17 protein-coding genes are annotated in these 16,418 nt (G+C 39.8%); 9 read left to right on the top strand and 8 right to left on the bottom strand.

Translation table 11 applies throughout. From position 1 onward, the window contains the following. The first annotated feature begins 12 nt into the window (after window positions 1-12). Both C6Y02_RS15210 and C6Y02_RS15205 read left to right on the top strand, forming a co-directional pair. Window positions 13-453: a MerR family transcriptional regulator gene (locus tag C6Y02_RS15210; RefSeq protein WP_034620022.1), complete on the top strand. Its 441-nt coding sequence runs from the start codon at window positions 13-15 to the stop codon at window positions 451-453. A 58-nt stretch (window positions 454-511) separates the two neighbouring features. Further along, complete coding sequence (locus tag C6Y02_RS15205; RefSeq protein ID WP_106031623.1) at window positions 512-1,843, top strand: hemolysin family protein; 1,332 nt, start codon at window positions 512-514, stop codon at window positions 1,841-1,843. A gap of 40 nt (window positions 1,844-1,883) precedes the next feature. Here C6Y02_RS15205 and C6Y02_RS15200 read toward each other — a convergent pair whose 3' ends face one another. Further along, window positions 1,884-2,486 (bottom strand): lysophospholipid acyltransferase family protein, encoded by a 603-nt coding sequence (locus C6Y02_RS15200; RefSeq protein ID WP_034663683.1) that lies wholly within the window; start codon window positions 2,484-2,486, stop codon window positions 1,884-1,886. A gap of 372 nt (window positions 2,487-2,858) precedes the next feature. Between C6Y02_RS15200 and C6Y02_RS15195 the strand changes: the two genes are divergently transcribed. The 3 genes from C6Y02_RS15195 to C6Y02_RS15185 are packed head-to-tail and all read left to right on the top strand — an operon-like array spanning window position 2,859 to window position 4,679. After that, window positions 2,859-3,350, top strand: a complete 492-nt coding sequence (locus tag C6Y02_RS15195; protein ID WP_003211938.1) for a sigma-70 family RNA polymerase sigma factor — start codon at window positions 2,859-2,861, stop codon at window positions 3,348-3,350. Beyond that, a complete protein-coding gene (locus tag C6Y02_RS15190; RefSeq protein ID WP_034663685.1) occupies window positions 3,343-4,401 on the top strand; it encodes an anti-sigma factor in 1,059 nt (352 codons plus the stop codon). The genes C6Y02_RS15195 and C6Y02_RS15190 overlap by 8 nt, the downstream gene beginning before the upstream one ends. Beyond that, a complete protein-coding gene (locus tag C6Y02_RS15185) occupies window positions 4,389-4,679 on the top strand; it encodes a hypothetical protein (protein WP_034663689.1) in 291 nt (96 codons plus the stop codon). The genes C6Y02_RS15190 and C6Y02_RS15185 overlap by 13 nt, the downstream gene beginning before the upstream one ends. Window positions 4,680-4,819: 140 nt before the next feature. Here the strand turns inward: C6Y02_RS15185 and C6Y02_RS15180 are convergent, their stop codons facing one another. Beyond that, complete coding sequence (locus C6Y02_RS15180) at window positions 4,820-5,653, bottom strand: C40 family peptidase (protein ID WP_106031622.1); 834 nt, start codon at window positions 5,651-5,653, stop codon at window positions 4,820-4,822. Window positions 5,654-6,006: 353 nt separating this feature from the next. On the opposite strand from C6Y02_RS15180, the gene C6Y02_RS15175 reads away from it, so the two are divergent. Further along, window positions 6,007-7,371: an alkaline phosphatase gene (locus C6Y02_RS15175; RefSeq protein WP_106031621.1), complete on the top strand. Its 1,365-nt coding sequence runs from the start codon at window positions 6,007-6,009 to the stop codon at window positions 7,369-7,371. A gap of 48 nt (window positions 7,372-7,419) precedes the next feature. Here C6Y02_RS15175 and C6Y02_RS15170 read toward each other — a convergent pair whose 3' ends face one another. Beyond that, window positions 7,420-8,844: a SpoVR family protein gene (locus tag C6Y02_RS15170; RefSeq protein WP_374955730.1), complete on the bottom strand. Its 1,425-nt coding sequence runs from the start codon at window positions 8,842-8,844 to the stop codon at window positions 7,420-7,422. 67 nt (window positions 8,845-8,911) lie between these two features. Then, complete coding sequence (locus tag C6Y02_RS15165; RefSeq protein WP_106031620.1) at window positions 8,912-10,111, bottom strand: globin domain-containing protein; 1,200 nt, start codon at window positions 10,109-10,111, stop codon at window positions 8,912-8,914. Between the two features lie 184 nt (window positions 10,112-10,295). Here C6Y02_RS15165 and C6Y02_RS15160 point away from each other — a divergent pair, with 184 nt between their 5' ends. Both C6Y02_RS15160 and C6Y02_RS15155 read left to right on the top strand, forming a co-directional pair. Continuing rightward, complete coding sequence (locus C6Y02_RS15160) at window positions 10,296-10,727, top strand: Rrf2 family transcriptional regulator (protein WP_034663719.1); 432 nt, start codon at window positions 10,296-10,298, stop codon at window positions 10,725-10,727. A 159-nt stretch (window positions 10,728-10,886) separates the two neighbouring features. Beyond that, window positions 10,887-12,362: a catalase gene (locus C6Y02_RS15155; protein WP_066031106.1), complete on the top strand. Its 1,476-nt coding sequence runs from the start codon at window positions 10,887-10,889 to the stop codon at window positions 12,360-12,362. A 238-nt stretch (window positions 12,363-12,600) separates the two neighbouring features. On the opposite strand, the gene C6Y02_RS15150 is transcribed toward C6Y02_RS15155, so the two are convergent. Next, entirely contained in the window at window positions 12,601-12,984 is a 384-nt protein-coding gene (locus tag C6Y02_RS15150; RefSeq protein WP_106031619.1) for a YqzG/YhdC family protein, read from the bottom strand. Window positions 12,985-13,112: 128 nt separating this feature from the next. Between C6Y02_RS15150 and C6Y02_RS15145 the strand changes: the two genes are divergently transcribed. Continuing rightward, entirely contained in the window at window positions 13,113-13,361 is a 249-nt protein-coding gene (locus C6Y02_RS15145) for a YhdB family protein (protein ID WP_024426598.1), read from the top strand. A 35-nt stretch (window positions 13,362-13,396) separates the two neighbouring features. Here C6Y02_RS15145 and C6Y02_RS15140 read toward each other — a convergent pair whose 3' ends face one another. The 3 genes from C6Y02_RS15140 to C6Y02_RS15125 form a co-directional block, all read right to left on the bottom strand. Continuing rightward, entirely contained in the window at window positions 13,397-14,281 is an 885-nt protein-coding gene (locus C6Y02_RS15140; protein ID WP_060595855.1) for a GNAT family N-acetyltransferase, read from the bottom strand. Window positions 14,282-14,532: 251 nt separating this feature from the next. After that, window positions 14,533-15,183, bottom strand: a complete 651-nt coding sequence (locus C6Y02_RS15130; RefSeq protein ID WP_106031618.1) for a response regulator — start codon at window positions 15,181-15,183, stop codon at window positions 14,533-14,535. Continuing rightward, a complete protein-coding gene (locus C6Y02_RS15125; RefSeq protein WP_060595853.1) occupies window positions 15,180-16,325 on the bottom strand; it encodes a GAF domain-containing sensor histidine kinase in 1,146 nt (381 codons plus the stop codon). The genes C6Y02_RS15130 and C6Y02_RS15125 overlap by 4 nt, the downstream gene beginning before the upstream one ends. Window positions 16,326-16,418 lie beyond the last annotated feature (93 nt).

Here is a 16,418-nt window from a genome sequence, read left to right as displayed (position 1 = left end):
ATAAACTATAACGTGACGGTTAGGAGGAGATGTTCAGATGGGGCTGAGAAAAAGTATCGTATTGGTGAACTAGCACAGATTGCACAGGTGACGAAACGAACTGTAGATTATTATACAAATCTAGGTTTGCTTGCGCCTGTTAGATCTTGCTCAAATTATCGTTATTACGATGAACATGCTTTAAAACGATTACAATTAATCGTTCTTTGCAAACAGCAGAGATTGGCTCTTTCTGACATCAAATCCAGATTAGATGAACAATTCCCTTCTCAAAAGGAAGATCCTGATGAACTTGTCCATTTAACCTCTGATATCGATCGGATGAACGAGCATATGGACCGCATTTTGGTACGTTGTAAGCAGCTTCAGCCAGAACAACGTGAAAAATTAAAAGAGCAGCTTACACCTGAAAAGATGACGGCTGTCCAATCATTTTTACTGCTGTTAAGTTAAAATTTTTACTAAACAGGAGGTGTTACCTTCGTTCTCAAAGTCAGAACGAAGGCCTTAATTGGACATAGTTAATTTACTTATAGTTGCTTTGCTTATAGCTTTAACCGCATTTTTCGTAGCATCAGAGTTTGCGATCATTCGCTTAAGAAGCTCAAGAATTGATCAGTTAATCGCAGAAGGTAATAAAACAGCAGTTGCTGTCAAGCATGTCACGACTCACCTTGATGAGTATCTGTCGGCCTGTCAGCTCGGTATTACCATTACCGCCCTTGGTATTGGTTGGTTAGGGGAAGAAACAATTGCGCACATGCTTGCTCCACTATTTGTAGAGCTGTCCATTCCTCAATCAGCTAGTTCTATTGTCACTTTTATTATTGCGTTTAGTATTATGACGTTTTTACACGTTGTGGTTGGAGAACTTGCACCAAAAACACTCGCCATTCAAAAGGCGGAGCAAGTATCTCTTCTTTTTGCTAGACCGCTCATGATTTTTTACAAAGTGATGTTCCCGTTTATCTGGGTATTAAATGGATCTGCTCGTTTGTTAACAAAAGCGTTCGGTCTTCAGCAAGTTTCTGAGCATGACATGGCGCACTCTGAAGAAGAATTGCGGATTATTTTATCAGAGAGCTATAAAAGCGGCGAAATTAACCAGTCTGAATTCAAATATGTAAATAAAATTTTTGAATTTGATGACCGTCTGGCGAAAGAAATTATGATTCCTCGTACCGAAGTTGTCAGCTTCCCTCATGATATTACCATTGAGGAAATGCTGAAGGTGACCAAGGTAGAAAAATATACACGTTATCCAATTGAAGATGGCGATAAAGATAACATGATTGGTGTTCTGAACATTAAAGAGGTTCTCACTGCCTGCATTAGCGGTGAGTGTTCTACAAGTGATACAATCGAAAAGTTTGTCAACCCGATTATTCATGTGATTGAAACAGTTCCTGTACATGATTTATTGCTCAAAATGCAGCGTGAACGTGTACACATGGCGATTTTATCAGATGAATACGGCGGTACAGCAGGTCTTGTGACTGTAGAAGACATTCTTGAAGAAATCGTCGGTGAAATTCGTGATGAATTCGATATTGATGAAATCAACGAAGTGCGTAAACTTGGAGAAGACCATTACATCTTTGATGGAAAGGTTCTAGTTGACCAAGTCAACCTGCTCTTAGGTACGCAGCTTGATAACGAAGAGGTCGATACGATCGGCGGATGGTTCCTTACTCAGAAATATGAAGTTGAGAAAAATGACGCTATTCGTGAACAAGGCTATGAATTTATCATTAATGAAGTCGATGGACACCACGTGGCATACATCGAAGTCAAAAAGTTAAATGAACAATTAGCAGAAGCCGCTGAAGAAGGCGCTTCTTAAGAAAAAAAACGACCCTTGCCAAAGCAAGCGGTCGTTTTTCTTATGCCTTTTCCATTAATTGAGCTTCAAGTTCTTTAATTCTCGTGTTTAATACTTCCGTCATGGCACCTAACCGTTCTTTTGGCGGCAGATGCTCAAATTCTGACTGCTCAATCGGTTCACCGATAATTAAGCGCATTTTCCCCTTTTTGAAAAGACTTTTCGCATTGGACGGTCCTTTGTACGCTGCTGGAACGATTGGCGCTTTACCGAGCTGGGCAATGGTGACCGCACCTCTTTTTAAAGGTACATCCTCTGTTGTACGTGTTCCGCTTGGAAAAATCCCGACGATCTTTCCCTCTTTTAATAATTTAATGGGCGTTTTAATACTGCTTGGCCCAGGATTCTCTCGATCAACTGGAAAGGCATGAATCTTCTTTAAAAATCCACCGATCCATTTATTTGCAAACAATTCTTTTTTCGACATGTAGTGGATCTCAAACGGAAGAATCCCTGCGCCTAATGCAAGAACATCCACAAAACCCTCATGTGTACATGCAATGACAAACCCCCGATCCGTTGGCAGATTCTCTTTTTGATATACTTTGATTCCGCCTCGGAGAGAAAATAATACTTTGATGGTATAGCCTGAAAATTTATACATAGTGCACTTCCTTTGTTTGAAGAATGAAGGATTTGTTTCTATTATAACAAATTTTTTATTACCTGGTACTAAAAATTTCATGAAACAGCCAAACCATCACATCATTTTTCGTTAAGAATCACCGTTCTTTCTGTATCCAGGTCCATGGTTTTAGGAGAGAATAGAAGAGGAATTGTGTCCAATTTTGTCGTTTTTTAAGGTTTTTTCCTGATTTGTTCTATTGAAAATGCTTTATAAATGGCGTAAATTTCGCTATGATAAGGAGAAATGATTTTGATTCGGCGAAAGAGATGAGTAATGTACGGTATTGAGAAGTTTCGTGCAACTTTATGCCTTTCTTATGCGTGTATAACATAGAGGGGAGAAAAATCAGTGACGATCGATGAAATTTATCAAATGTATATGAACGATGTTTACAGGTTTCTGCTCTCCATGACAAAAGACAAACATTTGGCAGAAGACTTATTGCAGGAAACCTTTATGCGTGCTTATATACATATTCATTCCTACGACCATAGCAAAGTGAAACCTTGGTTATTTCAGGTGGCACGAAATGCTTTTATTGATTATGTCAGGAAACATAAAAAAGAAGTGACCATATCGGATGATCTAATTGGCGGCCTTTTACAAACGTCTGTACAAAGCCCTGCTGAACAGGTTGAAATAAAAGAAGTCCTCAACATGTATTTAGAGCAGCTTCCAGATAACTACAAGGAAGCGTTGACATTGTATTATTTAAAAGAACTGAACTACAAGGAAGCATCCAAGGTCATGAATATTACTGAAGCAAATTTTAAAAGTGTTTTATTTCGTGCAAGGCAGCGCCTAAAAGCACTTTACAACAGAGGTGTTAATGATGAATGAAGAGTTTAACAAGCGATGGGAACAATATAATAATGGTGAGATGAACGAGGAAGAAATGATGGCGTTTGAAGAAGAACTTGAAGAAAACGAAAAACGCTTAAGTCAGGAACTGAACGACTCGGATTGGACAGATTTTTCCATCAGTCCTGAAAAGCAAAAAGCCATCTTACAATACGGAAAAAGAAAGTCTTATTTACGTATTTCCGTGCTTGCTGTCATATCGACACTCATTATTTTACCGCTTTGTACATTAGGAAGTTATCTATACTACGGTGTTGGCGGAGCAGAGAGCAAAGGGAATCACTTCATGGAAACAGCCGCTGTAACAGTCGCTTTGACGAAACCAAACGTGGCGATTGATATGAAGGATTTAAAAGGCCAGGTCAAGCTTTTTGGGATGAACACCGAATTGAAGCTGCAAAAACAAATTGGCAATAAAACAGAAGCCATTGGCAGTGAACAAATCGAGATGTTTTTCGATAAATTAAAGCAGCCTACCATCTCTTATTATGGTGACAGCGCACGCGATACGGAGGATTTCTTTACCCATCCTTCGGCGCAGCCAGATGCATCAAAAAAACAAACACTCACTACTTTAGACAAGCTTCCTGAAGGAACAGTCAGTGAAGTGTATGTATCCTATGACAAAGCTTATACACCAAAGGACGTTTATTCCTTTGCTAAAAAATATGATATGAAAGTGCTCTGGAATGCGATTAAAACAGAGGATTCATTAAGCGGGAATCAGCGGCCAATCGGCTTCCCTGGGAAAGACTCTGAATTCTTAAAAGAGCTTCAGCACACATCAAAAACAGAGGTAGATCAATTTAAAGATGCCCTTGCTTATGTCGATCAGCACCCAACCTGGGCAAAAACGATCTCTGGCAGACCTGAACTGGATCTGTCAAACCGAATACGCTATATCAACCAAAATGGTGTCACGATTTATGGCTCTGTGATCACAGGTCCTTCGAAAGAAATCGAGAAATTTGTGAAGACAAAACGCATTAAAACGGCAAAAGTGAGCGAGGTGGAATTATGGAATTGGTAAGAATTTTTAAAGAGCATAATGTATTTGGCTGGATTTCCGTCGGTACAGCGATATTATCCCTGCTCATGCTGAACCTCGCCATTATCAGCAACGTGACATTTTATTCTTTTCAGATGCTTCCTTTTGCAATGGCCGCAGTTCCATTTGGCATTATTGAACTGTTCATTAAAAAAGGCCGTACAGGCCCAGGGTTCCTCGGTGTCGTACTGAATATCTTTGTTATTGTTTGTGTCTACACCATCGTATCGATCGATGTCGATCTTCAATTAGGTTTTTAAATCTCATTAGATGAATAGCCAGTGTTACTTGACTAACGCCAAGCAGCACTGGCTTTTTGGTATTTTCTTAAATATACCCAACGGTAAGTCTACAGCGCAAATAAAAAGAGACTGCTTCATAAGCAGTCTCTTAGAATAAATTAGTTCACAAATGTTTTCGCTCCAAGGTAAATCGGCTTCCAGTAGCTTGAATTCATATTACTGATCGTCACACCATCAGAAGCAGCATGAATAAACTTGTTGTTCCCAATGTAGACACCCATGTGAGATGGACCCGATTTATATGTTGTAAAGAACACAAAATCGCCAACCTTTGGTGTTGATACGCTTTTCATTGATCCCCAGAAACCTTCAGTTGTTTGTCTTGAAATCTTTTTTTGTTTGTTAATGATATACCACATAAACCCGCTGCAATCAAAGCCTTTTGGTGTCGTTCCACCCCATCTATATGGTGTGCCATTGTGCGCTTTAGCATCTGCTACAAGCTTAGACGTGTTTAAAGAAGAAGCAGAAACTGTTTTTTCTTTAACAGGTGTTGTCTTCACTTTTTTAGATGTCTTTTTGACCTTTAGCTTTTGCCCAATTTTGATCAGGTTTGTTTTGAGTTTATTTAACGATTTCAGCTCTTTTACAGTCATGCCGTACTTTTTGCCGATTTTAGATAATGTATCACCTTTAACAACTTTATGAGTAGCTGTCGCTGACGCCGCTTTTACTTTTGTTGTTGTTTTTGATGTTTTCGTAGTTTTTTTTGAGGTAGTACCATTTACTTTTAAAGTTTGTCCAACATAAATCGTGTTAGATTTCAGCTTATTATCTGATTTAATCTTGCTCACACTTGTTTTGTATTTTTTCGCTAGAACAGAAAGAGAGTCACCTTTTTGAACTTTTACTGATTGTGCTGAGGCAGCTCCGGCAAATAATGTCGTCCCAAGTAGAACTGCACTTGCAGCTGTGATCAATTGTTTTTTCATTTGTTCCTCCTGTATGTATCTATCGTGATCCGAATTTTATCTACTTACTATTATAAGGATCAAATACCAGAAGAAATAGTCTTGACTTCCTACGACATTATGCTTATTAATTCGGCAAAATTTATTTTTTTTTAGGGTTCTTTATATTTCATTTTCATTACACAATCATGACAAAATAAACGCATCTTGTCATGGATAAATGATACATTCATTTCTCTTTTTGGTCCATTCTATGTAAAGTGGACCTTTACAATTTTAAAGTGAACTTTACGATCCTGTAAATGGGAATCCACAATTCTGCTCTACCATTGTAAACGTAAGAGCGATACATAAACAATGAGGAGGCAAAATGAATGAGTGTGTTGAAAAGCTCGAAAACGAAAATCGCTGCAGTAGCGGCAGCATCTGTGCTATCGATTGGCATTTTTTCAGGGATTGAATTTGGACAGGCTGACAAAGCAGAGGCTAAAAAGAAGCCAAAAAATGACGTGCAAAATGTGATCGTGCTGATCGGGGATGGCATGGGAACTCCTTATCTTTCAACTTACCGTTCATTTAAACACAACGGAGACCTTTCAAAACAAACAGCGTTTGACCCTTACCTCACTGGCATGCACAAAACATACCCTAACGACTCTAAAAGCAATATCACCGATTCTGCCGCAGCTGGTACAGCTATGGCAACTGGTAAAAAGACTTACAACAATGCGATCGGTGTAAATAAAAACGGCAAAAAATTAAAAACAGTTCTAGAAGAAGCAAAACGGAAGGGAAAATCTACAGGTCTTGTCGTGACCTCTGAATTAACAAATGCCACTCCTGCTGCGTATGCGGCTCACGATGTATCGAGAAAAAACACAGCAGCCATCGCTGATGATTTCTTCGATGAAAAAATCGGAAAACAGCATACAGTCGATGTCATGCTTGGCGGAGGTCTTGTCGATTTTGTCCGGAAGGATCGTGATTTGACGAAAGAATTCAAGCAAGCCGGATATGATTATGTCACCAATAAAGATGCCTTACAAAAAAACAAAAATCAAAAGGTGCTAGGCATTTTTGCTGACGGTGGTCTTGATAAAGCGATTGATCGTGATAAAAAGACCCCTTCCCTGCAAGACATGACGTCCTCAGCCATTAAACAGCTGACTAAAAACAAAAAAGGATTTTTCCTTATGGTTGAAGGCAGCCAAATTGACTGGGCTGGACATGATCATGATATTGTCAGTGCAATGAGTGAAATGAAGGATTTTGAAAAAGCATTTGAAGAAGCCATTCGTTTTGCAAAAAAGGATAAAAATACGTTAGTCATCACCACTGCCGATCATTCAACTGGCGGACTTTCCTTCGGAGCAGACGGCTCGGGCAGCTGGGATTACAAACCGGTAAAAGCAGCGAAAAAGACACCTGATTTTATCGCAAACAAAATCGTCAGCGGCATGACTGTTGAATCAGCGCTGAAACAATATATCGATCTTGAATTTACAAAAGAAGAAATGGCCTCCATTCAAAAGGCCGCTGAAACAAAGGATGCTGTTAAGATTGATGATGCGATTGAAGAAGTGATCAACATGAGATCACATACAGGCTGGACAACATCAGGTCATACGGGTGATGAAGTTCCATTCTTTGCATATGGCCCAACAAGCCAAAAGCTAAAAGGGCTGATGGAAAACACCGATCAAGCAAAACACATTTTCAAACTGCTGAAAAACCAATAAAACGGGCAAAAAAGATGTCTGCTAAGAGACATCTTTTTTTGGTCTTTTTTAAGCGAGATATTTCCTATGAACCCCTTTTCCATCATACGAAAACATGACTTCTTTTCCTTCAAGAACTGATTCGATATGCACACTTCTTCCCCATAGCTGATGCAAATAAGGGAGTACTTTTTCTAAGTATTTCAGATCTAGTTCAATGCCTTCATACCAATGTTTAATATAGAGTTCATTGTTTTTTAAATAGTCGCCATCCATCACGGTCAAATAAGGAAAGCCGCCATTGACCCTCATGCTGACTAGCTGATCACGAACAGCCTTCCATTCTTTATCGATGACTTTATAGTCTCTCCCTTGTTTTTGAAACAAGTACAAATCTTCTCTCATCACAAGGTCTTTTGTTAAGTAATTTCGAATAAAGGAAATATCTGATTCAATTTCCCTGACTTCAAACATTTTGCTGCGGCCCGATCCTTCTGTCACCCCTGCTTTTTTTAATTCTTCACATGGGTTGTCATAGCGCTCTTCGATATCTTCAAAAATCTTCAGACCTAAATAGTAAGGATTGATGCCTGTTTTAGATGGCTGCACCACGCCTGCATTTAATTTGGCAAACTCAATCGATTCACTTGAATCTAAATCAAGCTCACGCATAATCCGCTGATGCCAATACGATGCCCAGCCTTCATTCATAATCTTTGTTTCCAGCTGCGGCCAAAAATAGAGCATTTCCTCCCTCAGCATGGTGAGGACGTCCCGCTGCCACGGCTCTAGCTCCCGGGAGTGCGCCTCAATAAAGAGCAAAATATCTTTTTCCGGCTTTGGTGGAAATTGCTTGACGATTTTCTTTTTCTCATGCGTCTTCGGCTCATCCATTCCCCACAAATCATCATACGGCGTCTGACGTTTTGGTTTATCATCTTCACATTCTTCTTCATCGTCCATATTCCAGCTTAGTTTTGAACGAACAAGAGACGGATCAATATGCTCCTGTAGAGCCAATACGGCGTCTAAAAAGGATTCCACTTCTTTTGTTCCATGAAGATGCTCATATTCTTTGATCCGCTCTGCCGCTGCTGACATGCTTTCTACCATGTCTCGTTTTGTGTTTTGGAAACGGCAATTATTTTTGAAGAAATCACAGTGTGCCAGTACATGAGCCACAATTAATTTATTTTGAACAAGCGTGTTGTTATCAAGTAGAAAGGCGTAGCAAGGATTTGAATTGATGACCAGCTCATAAATTTTGCTTAACCCTAAATCATAATGAAGCTTCATTTTATGAAATTGCTTCCCAAAGCTCCAGTGGCTGAATCGTGTTGGCATTCCGTATGCACCGAACGTATAAATAATTTCCGCGGGACAGATTTCATACCTCATCGGATAAAAATCTAGACCAAATCCATCTGCAATTTCTGTAATTTCATCAATGGCTCTTTGTAAAAGACGTTTTTCAGATACGCTCAAGGAAACCATCCCTCCTCATCGGACTTATCCCTACTATATGAGCGCACCTAAAAAAACATGATGTTCCGCCATTCGTTTAGACGACTTCCATTTCTTTCGTGGATTGCCCGCCGAATGACTCGAAATGAATATTCTGTTCTGGAATTCCCAGCTTTTTTAGTATATGAATCATCTCCTGTGTAAACACCGGGGAACCGCATAGATAAAATTGGCCTTTTCCTTCTCCAATCACTGATTGAAGGAATGGACGGTCAATGCGGGAAACTGCCTTCTCAACAAGCTCACCCTTACCAGGCTGTACAAATTGTTCATTACATAAGATGATGCGACCATGAGAAGCTGCAGCTAGAACGCTTTCAAATTCATTTTCAAAAGCAGTTACATCCTCTAATCGATCTGCATGAATCATTGTAAACGGCTGGCTGTTTTGCGCTGCTGTTTTCATTAAACCGATCATTGGTGTGACACCAGAACCAGCACTAATAAAATAAACAGGCTCTTTAGTGTCTTCTTGCAAACAGAACATTCCCTGCGGCATACTCACTTGAAGAACGTCCCCTTCTTCCATTTCATCATGCAAAAATGTAGACACATGACCATCACGCTTTACTGTAATGCGGTAATAAGAAGGATGATGCTGATCTGATAAGCTATATTGTCTGCTGCACATATAAGCTTCACCCGGCATATCGGCCTGTACCGTAACATATTGGCCTGCTTCATACATTGGCAGCTCTGATTCATCTTCTGGTACTAAGTAAAAGGAGATCAGCGATGGAGATTCCTGTACCTTTTTCTTAATCACAAACGGCTTCACATCTGCCCATCCGCCAGTTTGCTTTACATTCTCCTCCATCATTTCTGCTTCAATCGTGATAAAAATATTTGCAATAATGTCATATGCGGCCTTCCAAGCTAAAAGCGTGTCATCTTTTTCCGTTAAACCAAACACTTCTTTCATCGCTTCAATGAGGTGATATCCGACGATTGGATATTGCTCTTTTTTGACCATCACACTGACATGCTTATGGGCAATCTGTTTGACCGCAGGAAGTAATTCTTCTAATCGATCGATGTGCAATGCTGCTTGATATAGTGTCGCAGCAAGCGCCTCTGGCTGACTTCCGTTCATGAGGTTTGTTTTATTAAATTGATTGAGTAGTTCTGGGTGCTGCCGAATCATATTTTGATAAAAAACAGTCACAAGTTTGGTTCCCTCAGCTTTTAATAGAGGGGCTGATTGTTTAATGGCATTCATTTGATCTTTAGATAACATCGTCATTCCTTCTTTCAAAAAGGTGTATTTTAAATACATCTTTATCGTAATAGATGACAGCTTATAAAAGCAATATTTATAATACATGTTTTAAATGTTGTCACATTTAACACTTTCTCGAACAGTTTTTGTCTAAAATGTGTTACGATGATACAAAACTCTATCAGGTTTAGAGGTCGTCAAAATGAAACTAACGAATTATACAGATTTCTCATTAAGAGTACTCATTTATTTAGCATCAAGAGAAAACAATGAACTGTCAAATATTCAGCAGATCGCCGATGTTTATGGCATTTCTAAAAATCATCTGACTAAGGTGATTTATCATCTTGGAAAACGCGGGTATGTGGAAACGATCCGTGGAAGAAATGGCGGGATTAGGCTTGGGAAAAGCCCAGAAAGCATTAATATTGGAGAAGTTGTCCGTTATACTGAGGATGATTTAGTCATGGTTGAATGCTTTGATTCAAAGAAAAACAGCTGTATCATCTCTCCGATTTGTTCATTAAAGCATGTACTTCATGAAGCACTTACTGCTTACTTACGCGTTCTTGATCAATACACATTAAAAGATTTAACTCAAAACAAAGATGCTCTTAGAGAGCTCCTCCTTTAGGCGAAAGAATTCTTTTCTTTCGTCTTTTTCTTTACCTTCTTGTAATAATAATTAATTTAAAATTATTATAAATAAATATTGACTATCAGGTTTGATTTAATATAATTAGGGTATATAGATTACTAGAAATCATTTTTTTGTTTACAGGAGGAGAAAAGAATGACAAATTCAAATCATAAAAATTTGACAACGAATCAAGGCGTGCCTGTTGGCGATAACCAAAACTCAAGAACAGCTGGTCACCGCGGACCTACATTTCTTGATGATTACCATTTGATTGAAAAACTTGCACACTTCGATCGTGAACGTATTCCAGAGCGTGTCGTTCATGCAAGAGGCGCCGGCGCTTATGGTGTGTTTGAAGTTGAAAATAGCATGGAGAAACATACAAAAGCTGACTTCTTAAGTGAAGAAGGAAAACAGACAGACGTTTTTGTTCGCTTCTCAACAGTTATTCATCCTAAAGGTTCACCTGAAACATTGCGTGACCCGCGCGGCTTTGCTGTCAAATTTTACACAGAAGAAGGTAACTATGATCTAGTTGGTAACAACTTGCCGATCTTCTTTATACGTGATGCATTGAAATTCCCTGATATGGTTCACTCTCTCAAGCCAGATCCTGTAACCAATATCCAAGATCCTGACCGTTATTGGGATTTTATGACCTTAACACCTGAATCCACTCATATGCTCACATGGCTCTTCTCTGATGAAGGAATCCCTGCGAGTTACGCTGAAATGCGCGGTTCTGGTGTGCATACATTTAGATGGGTCAACAAATATGGAGAAACAAAATATGTGAAATATCACTGGAGACCTTCAGAAGGTATTCGCAATTTATCTATGGAAGAAGCAGCAGAAATCCAAGCGAATGATTTCCAGCATGCGACAAGAGACTTATATGACCGCATTGAAAATGGCCATTACCCAGCATGGGACTTATATGTCCAGCTGATGCCTCTTAGCGATTATGATGACCTTGACTATGATCCATGTGATCCAACAAAGACATGGAGCGAGGAAGATTATCCGCTTCAAAAAGTAGGACGCATGACACTCAACCGCAATCCTGAGAACTTCTTTGCTGAAACAGAGCAATCTGCTTTCACGCCAAGTGCACTTGTTCCAGGAATCGAAGCATCTGAAGATAAACTGCTTCAAGGCCGTCTGTTCTCATATCCTGATACGCAGCGTCATCGTCTTGGTGCAAACTACATGCGCATTCCGGTGAACTGTCCTTATGCACCAGTACACAATAATCAGCAGGATGGCTTTATGACAACGACTCGTCCAAGCGGTCATATTAACTATGAACCAAACCGTTACGATGATCAGCCAAAAGAAAATCCTCACTACAAAGAAAGTGAGCAAGTTCTTCATGGTGACCGTATGGTGAGACAAAAAATTGAAAAACCGAACGATTTCAAACAAGCTGGGGAAAAATATCGAAGCTACTCTGAAGAAGAGAAGCAAGCATTGATCAAAAACCTAACAGCTGACCTGAAAGATGTAAATGACAAAACAAAATTACTTGCGATCTGCAACTTCTATCGTGCAGACGAAGACTACGGACAACGATTAGCCGATTCACTTGGTGTGGATATTCGCTCATACCTTCAAGGAAGCATGAAATAATTGATCCGTAATGAGCACCTCTTTATTAGAGGTGCTTCAGATTGACAAAGGGCTAAAATGAGCTTTATTTTGGCCCTTTGTCTTCTTTTCAGCGTGATAGAAAACCTTTGCAGTCTAGGAAGGACGAGTACTGGTGCGGAGCGAATTTGACATTCGTGAGCACCGGCACGCAAGGACTGACACCGAATGCGAGGGTTTGTCTACACGCTGGAGCACCTCTTTATTAGAGGTGCTTTTTTTATAGCCGGAATACGTTAATACTAATCAAATGACCGGTCACCGGGTGAAAATAGATTTCTGCATGTGCGGCAAAAAGCGTTGAGCCTTCCTTCACGGTGACGCGAAACACATCTTTTGTCTGATCTTCATTTACTTGTGTACGCCCGATATATTGATAATCGTTTAAAGCGGCGCCTTCAAATTCCTCTTGCAACGCTGTGTACGCAAGTCTTTCCCAATTTTCAACAGGCTGCATCGCTGCATTTGCTGCAGGATGGATCATGAAAATGCCATACAAAACCATTCCTGCTGCAAAAGGCATCCACCATTTCGGCTGCATAATATCATTGATCTCACTTTCATGTATATTTTGTTTATGTTTTGCTGGTCGATCCTTTTTCATACATGAAGCATTTATTCAGCCTAAAATTCCCGGTACATGATTAATGCGGACACCAACTTTTCCCCTGAAAATGTCGATATGTTCCGAGCAAACTAATGAGGACTTCTCAAGGGAAAGGAGAAGGTTTGATGAATGTGGCGGATTATGATAAAGCACTTTATTATACGCATCGCTCGCAATGGGATAATTTACTTATTCTTATGGTACGTACGCAAGATGACTTGCTCTCGAAACGTATTGAGCATTTCTTACACGCGTATCAATTTAACCGGAACGATGCTGATGTTGAAAAATGTTTATATGGGCTCCTGCAGTACATTGACCATGCTTCAGAGGCTGCTGCTTCTGAAGTTTATTCACAACCGATGTACACATAAAGAAAAAGGCTGATTATCAGCCTTTTTACATACACTTAGCAGTGCGCAGTGATTGGAAGCATAAAGTGGTCTTTTACCCATTCTTTTTTTGTATAAATAAACAGCGCATCCTCGTCATTTGGCGCCATAACCACATGTAAGCCGTCAATTGACGTATCAGGTGTAAAATAGAATATCACTTTTTCCGTCGTTTCATTCACAATATGTGCAACAACTTCTTCTATATTTTGCGGCTGGAGAGAAATGATATCAAAGACATGTATGGTTTCATTTTCTTCATTCATCAGGACAATGGTATCCAACGCTTCAATATAGAAAATGGCATCCGGCCAAACGAATGTAAAATAAAACATCAATAAGCTGCCATGGTCCTCAGCATCTAATTTCATTGATCCCGTTTGACGTTTTTCTGCGAACTGTTCAAGTAATGGCAAGTCATGTTCCAACGTCAGCTGCTTTTTGCGCATGTCCTTTTTCATTTGAATGGCGCTTTTGCCGATATTTAGACTAAATTCGCTTTCGTGGTAACGGGTAAAGCCGAATCTTGGATAAAAATCCAGTACAGTTTCATTGGCAAAAAGAAAAATCATATCATAGTCATTTTCGTACGTATCCATAATATGCTGCATTAACTTTGTCGCTAATCCTTTATGGCGGTAGGCTTGATCCGTCATCACCGTTCCAATTTGAACAGCTCGATACGTTTGGCCATCAATGATCAGGGACATGAGGTAGACGGAAGCGTTTGAGATCACTTTCCCGTGATGGACAAAGGAATAAGGAATATATTTTTCATCCCAGTACCCTCTTTTATACCAGTCACTAAAATCCAAATCAAATGTATTGATCGCTAACGCATTAAAGCTTTCTTTCAATTTGTCATCATGGCGATAACCATTCACTAATTCATATGTCTCCACTTTGTTCCCTCCTTTTTTAAATTCACCTTTAGTCAGCCGGTTCATCACCTCCCTCAAAATAAAAAAAGACTTGATGAGCATATACTCATCAAGCCTTTTATCGTTTCATTATTAGAAATTAGACTGGACATGCTTCTCTTTTTACGCAAAAGGGCACGTCAAATAAACCAACATCTGTGCTCTTTTTTATTCAATTCATTGAATTGAATGTGCGCTTAAAAGTTTTAGCATAACGACTAAATTCCCTTCTGTCATAGCAGCTCTTTCGGCTGATTTTTTTGATAATCCACTGCATACAGAGCCGCTTGTGTACGATCTGCCAGCTCTAGTTTTGATAATACATGAGATACGTGTGTTTTGACAGTCTTTTCAGAAATAAACAGTGATGAGGCAATTTCTTTATTGCTTTTCCCCTTTGCAATTTCGAATAAGACATCTCGCTCTCTATTGGTCAGCTCTTTCATTAACTTCCATTTTTGCTCTTTTGGCTCAGTCAAATGCTGCACAAGAAAGTTGGTGATATGAGCATCTAATTGATAGGTGCCCTTTTGTACGTCAATCATTGTCGTAAGGAGCTTTTCTGGCGCTACATCCTTGAGCTGATAGGCTTTTGCCCCTGCTTGAATAGCGGGAATAACATAATCTTTATCCGCATAGCTTGTCAGAATCACAATGCGGGTATCGGGCATTTCCAGCATCATTTGTTTCGTGGCTTCAATACCATTCATCACAGGCATCGATAGATCCATTAGAACGATGTCAGGCCGCGTTTGTCTGACAACTTCTAATGCTTCTTCTCCATTAGAAGCCTCACCAACGATTTCGACGTCAGGCTGTGTCTGCAAGAAAAACACAAGCCCTTTTCTTACAATATGATGATCATCTGCAATCACGACTCTCATGACGACCCCTTCCTTTCTTGAGAAAATGGCACCTTCACTTGAATGGTGGTTCCTTTACCGAGCTCAGACTCTATACAAAATGTTCCACCAGCTCTTTTGATACGGTCAGACATGCCTTTCAGACCAAGTGAAGGGAGGCTCATTTGCTCGTCATACTGAAACCCTTTTCCGCGGTCAATGATTTTCATCTCAAACGTGTCTTTTGATTGTTCAAGCTGGACCTTGACTTCCTCTACTCCCGCATGTTTTTGACAATTATTCAGCGCTTCTTGGCATACCCGAAACAACGTTTCATGCTGCGAATGATCCATCTCCATACAGCCTGATAACGATAATGTACAGCGTAATCCTAAAAGCTTTGCATACTCTTGAATTCCTGTAGTGAATCCTTTTTCAAGTCCTCTTGGCCTTAGCTGCCAAATGAGTGACCGCATTTCAACCAGTGCATCTTGTGACAAATGCTGAATAAAATCAATCATTTCCCCTAGATTTTGATCATTAGTCATTTGACGAGCAGCTTTAGCAGTCAGACTGACTGAAAATAGCATCTGGTTGACGGAATCATGTAAATCCTGTGCAAGCCGGTTTCTTTCTTCCAAAAGAGCATGTTGATGTTCGTTTTGCACAAGCTTCATCCGTTGAATGGCGGTACCAATTTGAAGCGCAATGCTTTCAAGCAAGTTCAATTCTTCTTGCGTAAATGTGACTTTTCCTTTTGCCGCCACATTCAATAATCCGAACGTACGCTTACATGCTTTGAGGGGAACCGTCGCATGATGCGTAATTCCTTCAGTATCCCCAAGCTGCTTTTTCATCGCCGTTTCGATGCGTTTACAATTCATAATGTTTGTGGCAGATTGAAGTGAACCTTTTGTGTATCGATTGATGCAATAGCAATCGTTTTGGCACATGAGCTGTTTTTGATGCTTTGCCAGCGCTTCGGGTAAGGAGACCTCTGCCATCAATTCGTACGAACCGTCTTTTTCTATAAAATAAATCCATGCTGAATGAAAGCCTGTGACATCCATCAGCATATGGAGCACTTCATGAAGCGTATCTTTCATTTCCGTGCCTTCATTTAGCTTTTCAGCAATTTCTTTTAACGTTTTTAATGTTTCAACCTTCTCTTGATATTCTCCCATACTGTTTACCCCCGGCATTTGCTGCCTTCTCTTTTCATTACGCTCATTATATCATGAGCATTCTGCCGGTTCTTTCGCTAAAAGGATGATTTT

Source organism: Bacillus sp. NMCC4, from assembly GCF_002998555.1.
Lineage (GTDB): Bacteria > Bacillota > Bacilli > Bacillales > Bacillaceae > Bacillus.
Note: the sequence above shows the minus strand (reverse complement) of the source record. Positions and strands in the feature narration are given on the sequence as shown.

Bases quoted from the DNA above. Each gene is read 5' to 3' on its own strand.
- C6Y02_RS15200 (WP_034663683.1), bottom strand. From the start codon at position 2,486: ATGTATAAATTTTCAGGCTATACCATCAAAGTATTATTTTCTCTCCGA.
- C6Y02_RS15190 (WP_034663685.1), top strand. From the start codon at position 3,343: ATGAATGAAGAGTTTAACAAGCGATGGGAACAATATAATAATGGTGAG.
- C6Y02_RS15185 (WP_034663689.1), top strand. From the start codon at position 4,389: ATGGAATTGGTAAGAATTTTTAAAGAGCATAATGTATTTGGCTGGATT.
- C6Y02_RS15180 (WP_106031622.1), bottom strand. From the start codon at position 5,653: ATGAAAAAACAATTGATCACAGCTGCAAGTGCAGTTCTACTTGGGACG.
- C6Y02_RS15175 (WP_106031621.1), top strand. From the start codon at position 6,007: ATGAGTGTGTTGAAAAGCTCGAAAACGAAAATCGCTGCAGTAGCGGCA.
- C6Y02_RS15170 (WP_374955730.1), bottom strand. From the start codon at position 8,844: ATGGTTTCCTTGAGCGTATCTGAAAAACGTCTTTTACAAAGAGCCATT.
- C6Y02_RS15165 (WP_106031620.1), bottom strand. From the start codon at position 10,111: ATGTTATCTAAAGATCAAATGAATGCCATTAAACAATCAGCCCCTCTA.
- C6Y02_RS15160 (WP_034663719.1), top strand. From the start codon at position 10,296: ATGAAACTAACGAATTATACAGATTTCTCATTAAGAGTACTCATTTAT.
- C6Y02_RS15155 (WP_066031106.1), top strand. From the start codon at position 10,887: ATGACAAATTCAAATCATAAAAATTTGACAACGAATCAAGGCGTGCCT.
- C6Y02_RS15150 (WP_106031619.1), bottom strand. From the start codon at position 12,984: ATGAAAAAGGATCGACCAGCAAAACATAAACAAAATATACATGAAAGT.
- C6Y02_RS15145 (WP_024426598.1), top strand. From the start codon at position 13,113: ATGAATGTGGCGGATTATGATAAAGCACTTTATTATACGCATCGCTCG.
- C6Y02_RS15130 (WP_106031618.1), bottom strand. From the start codon at position 15,183: ATGAGAGTCGTGATTGCAGATGATCATCATATTGTAAGAAAAGGGCTT.
- C6Y02_RS15125 (WP_060595853.1), bottom strand. From the start codon at position 16,325: ATGGGAGAATATCAAGAGAAGGTTGAAACATTAAAAACGTTAAAAGAA.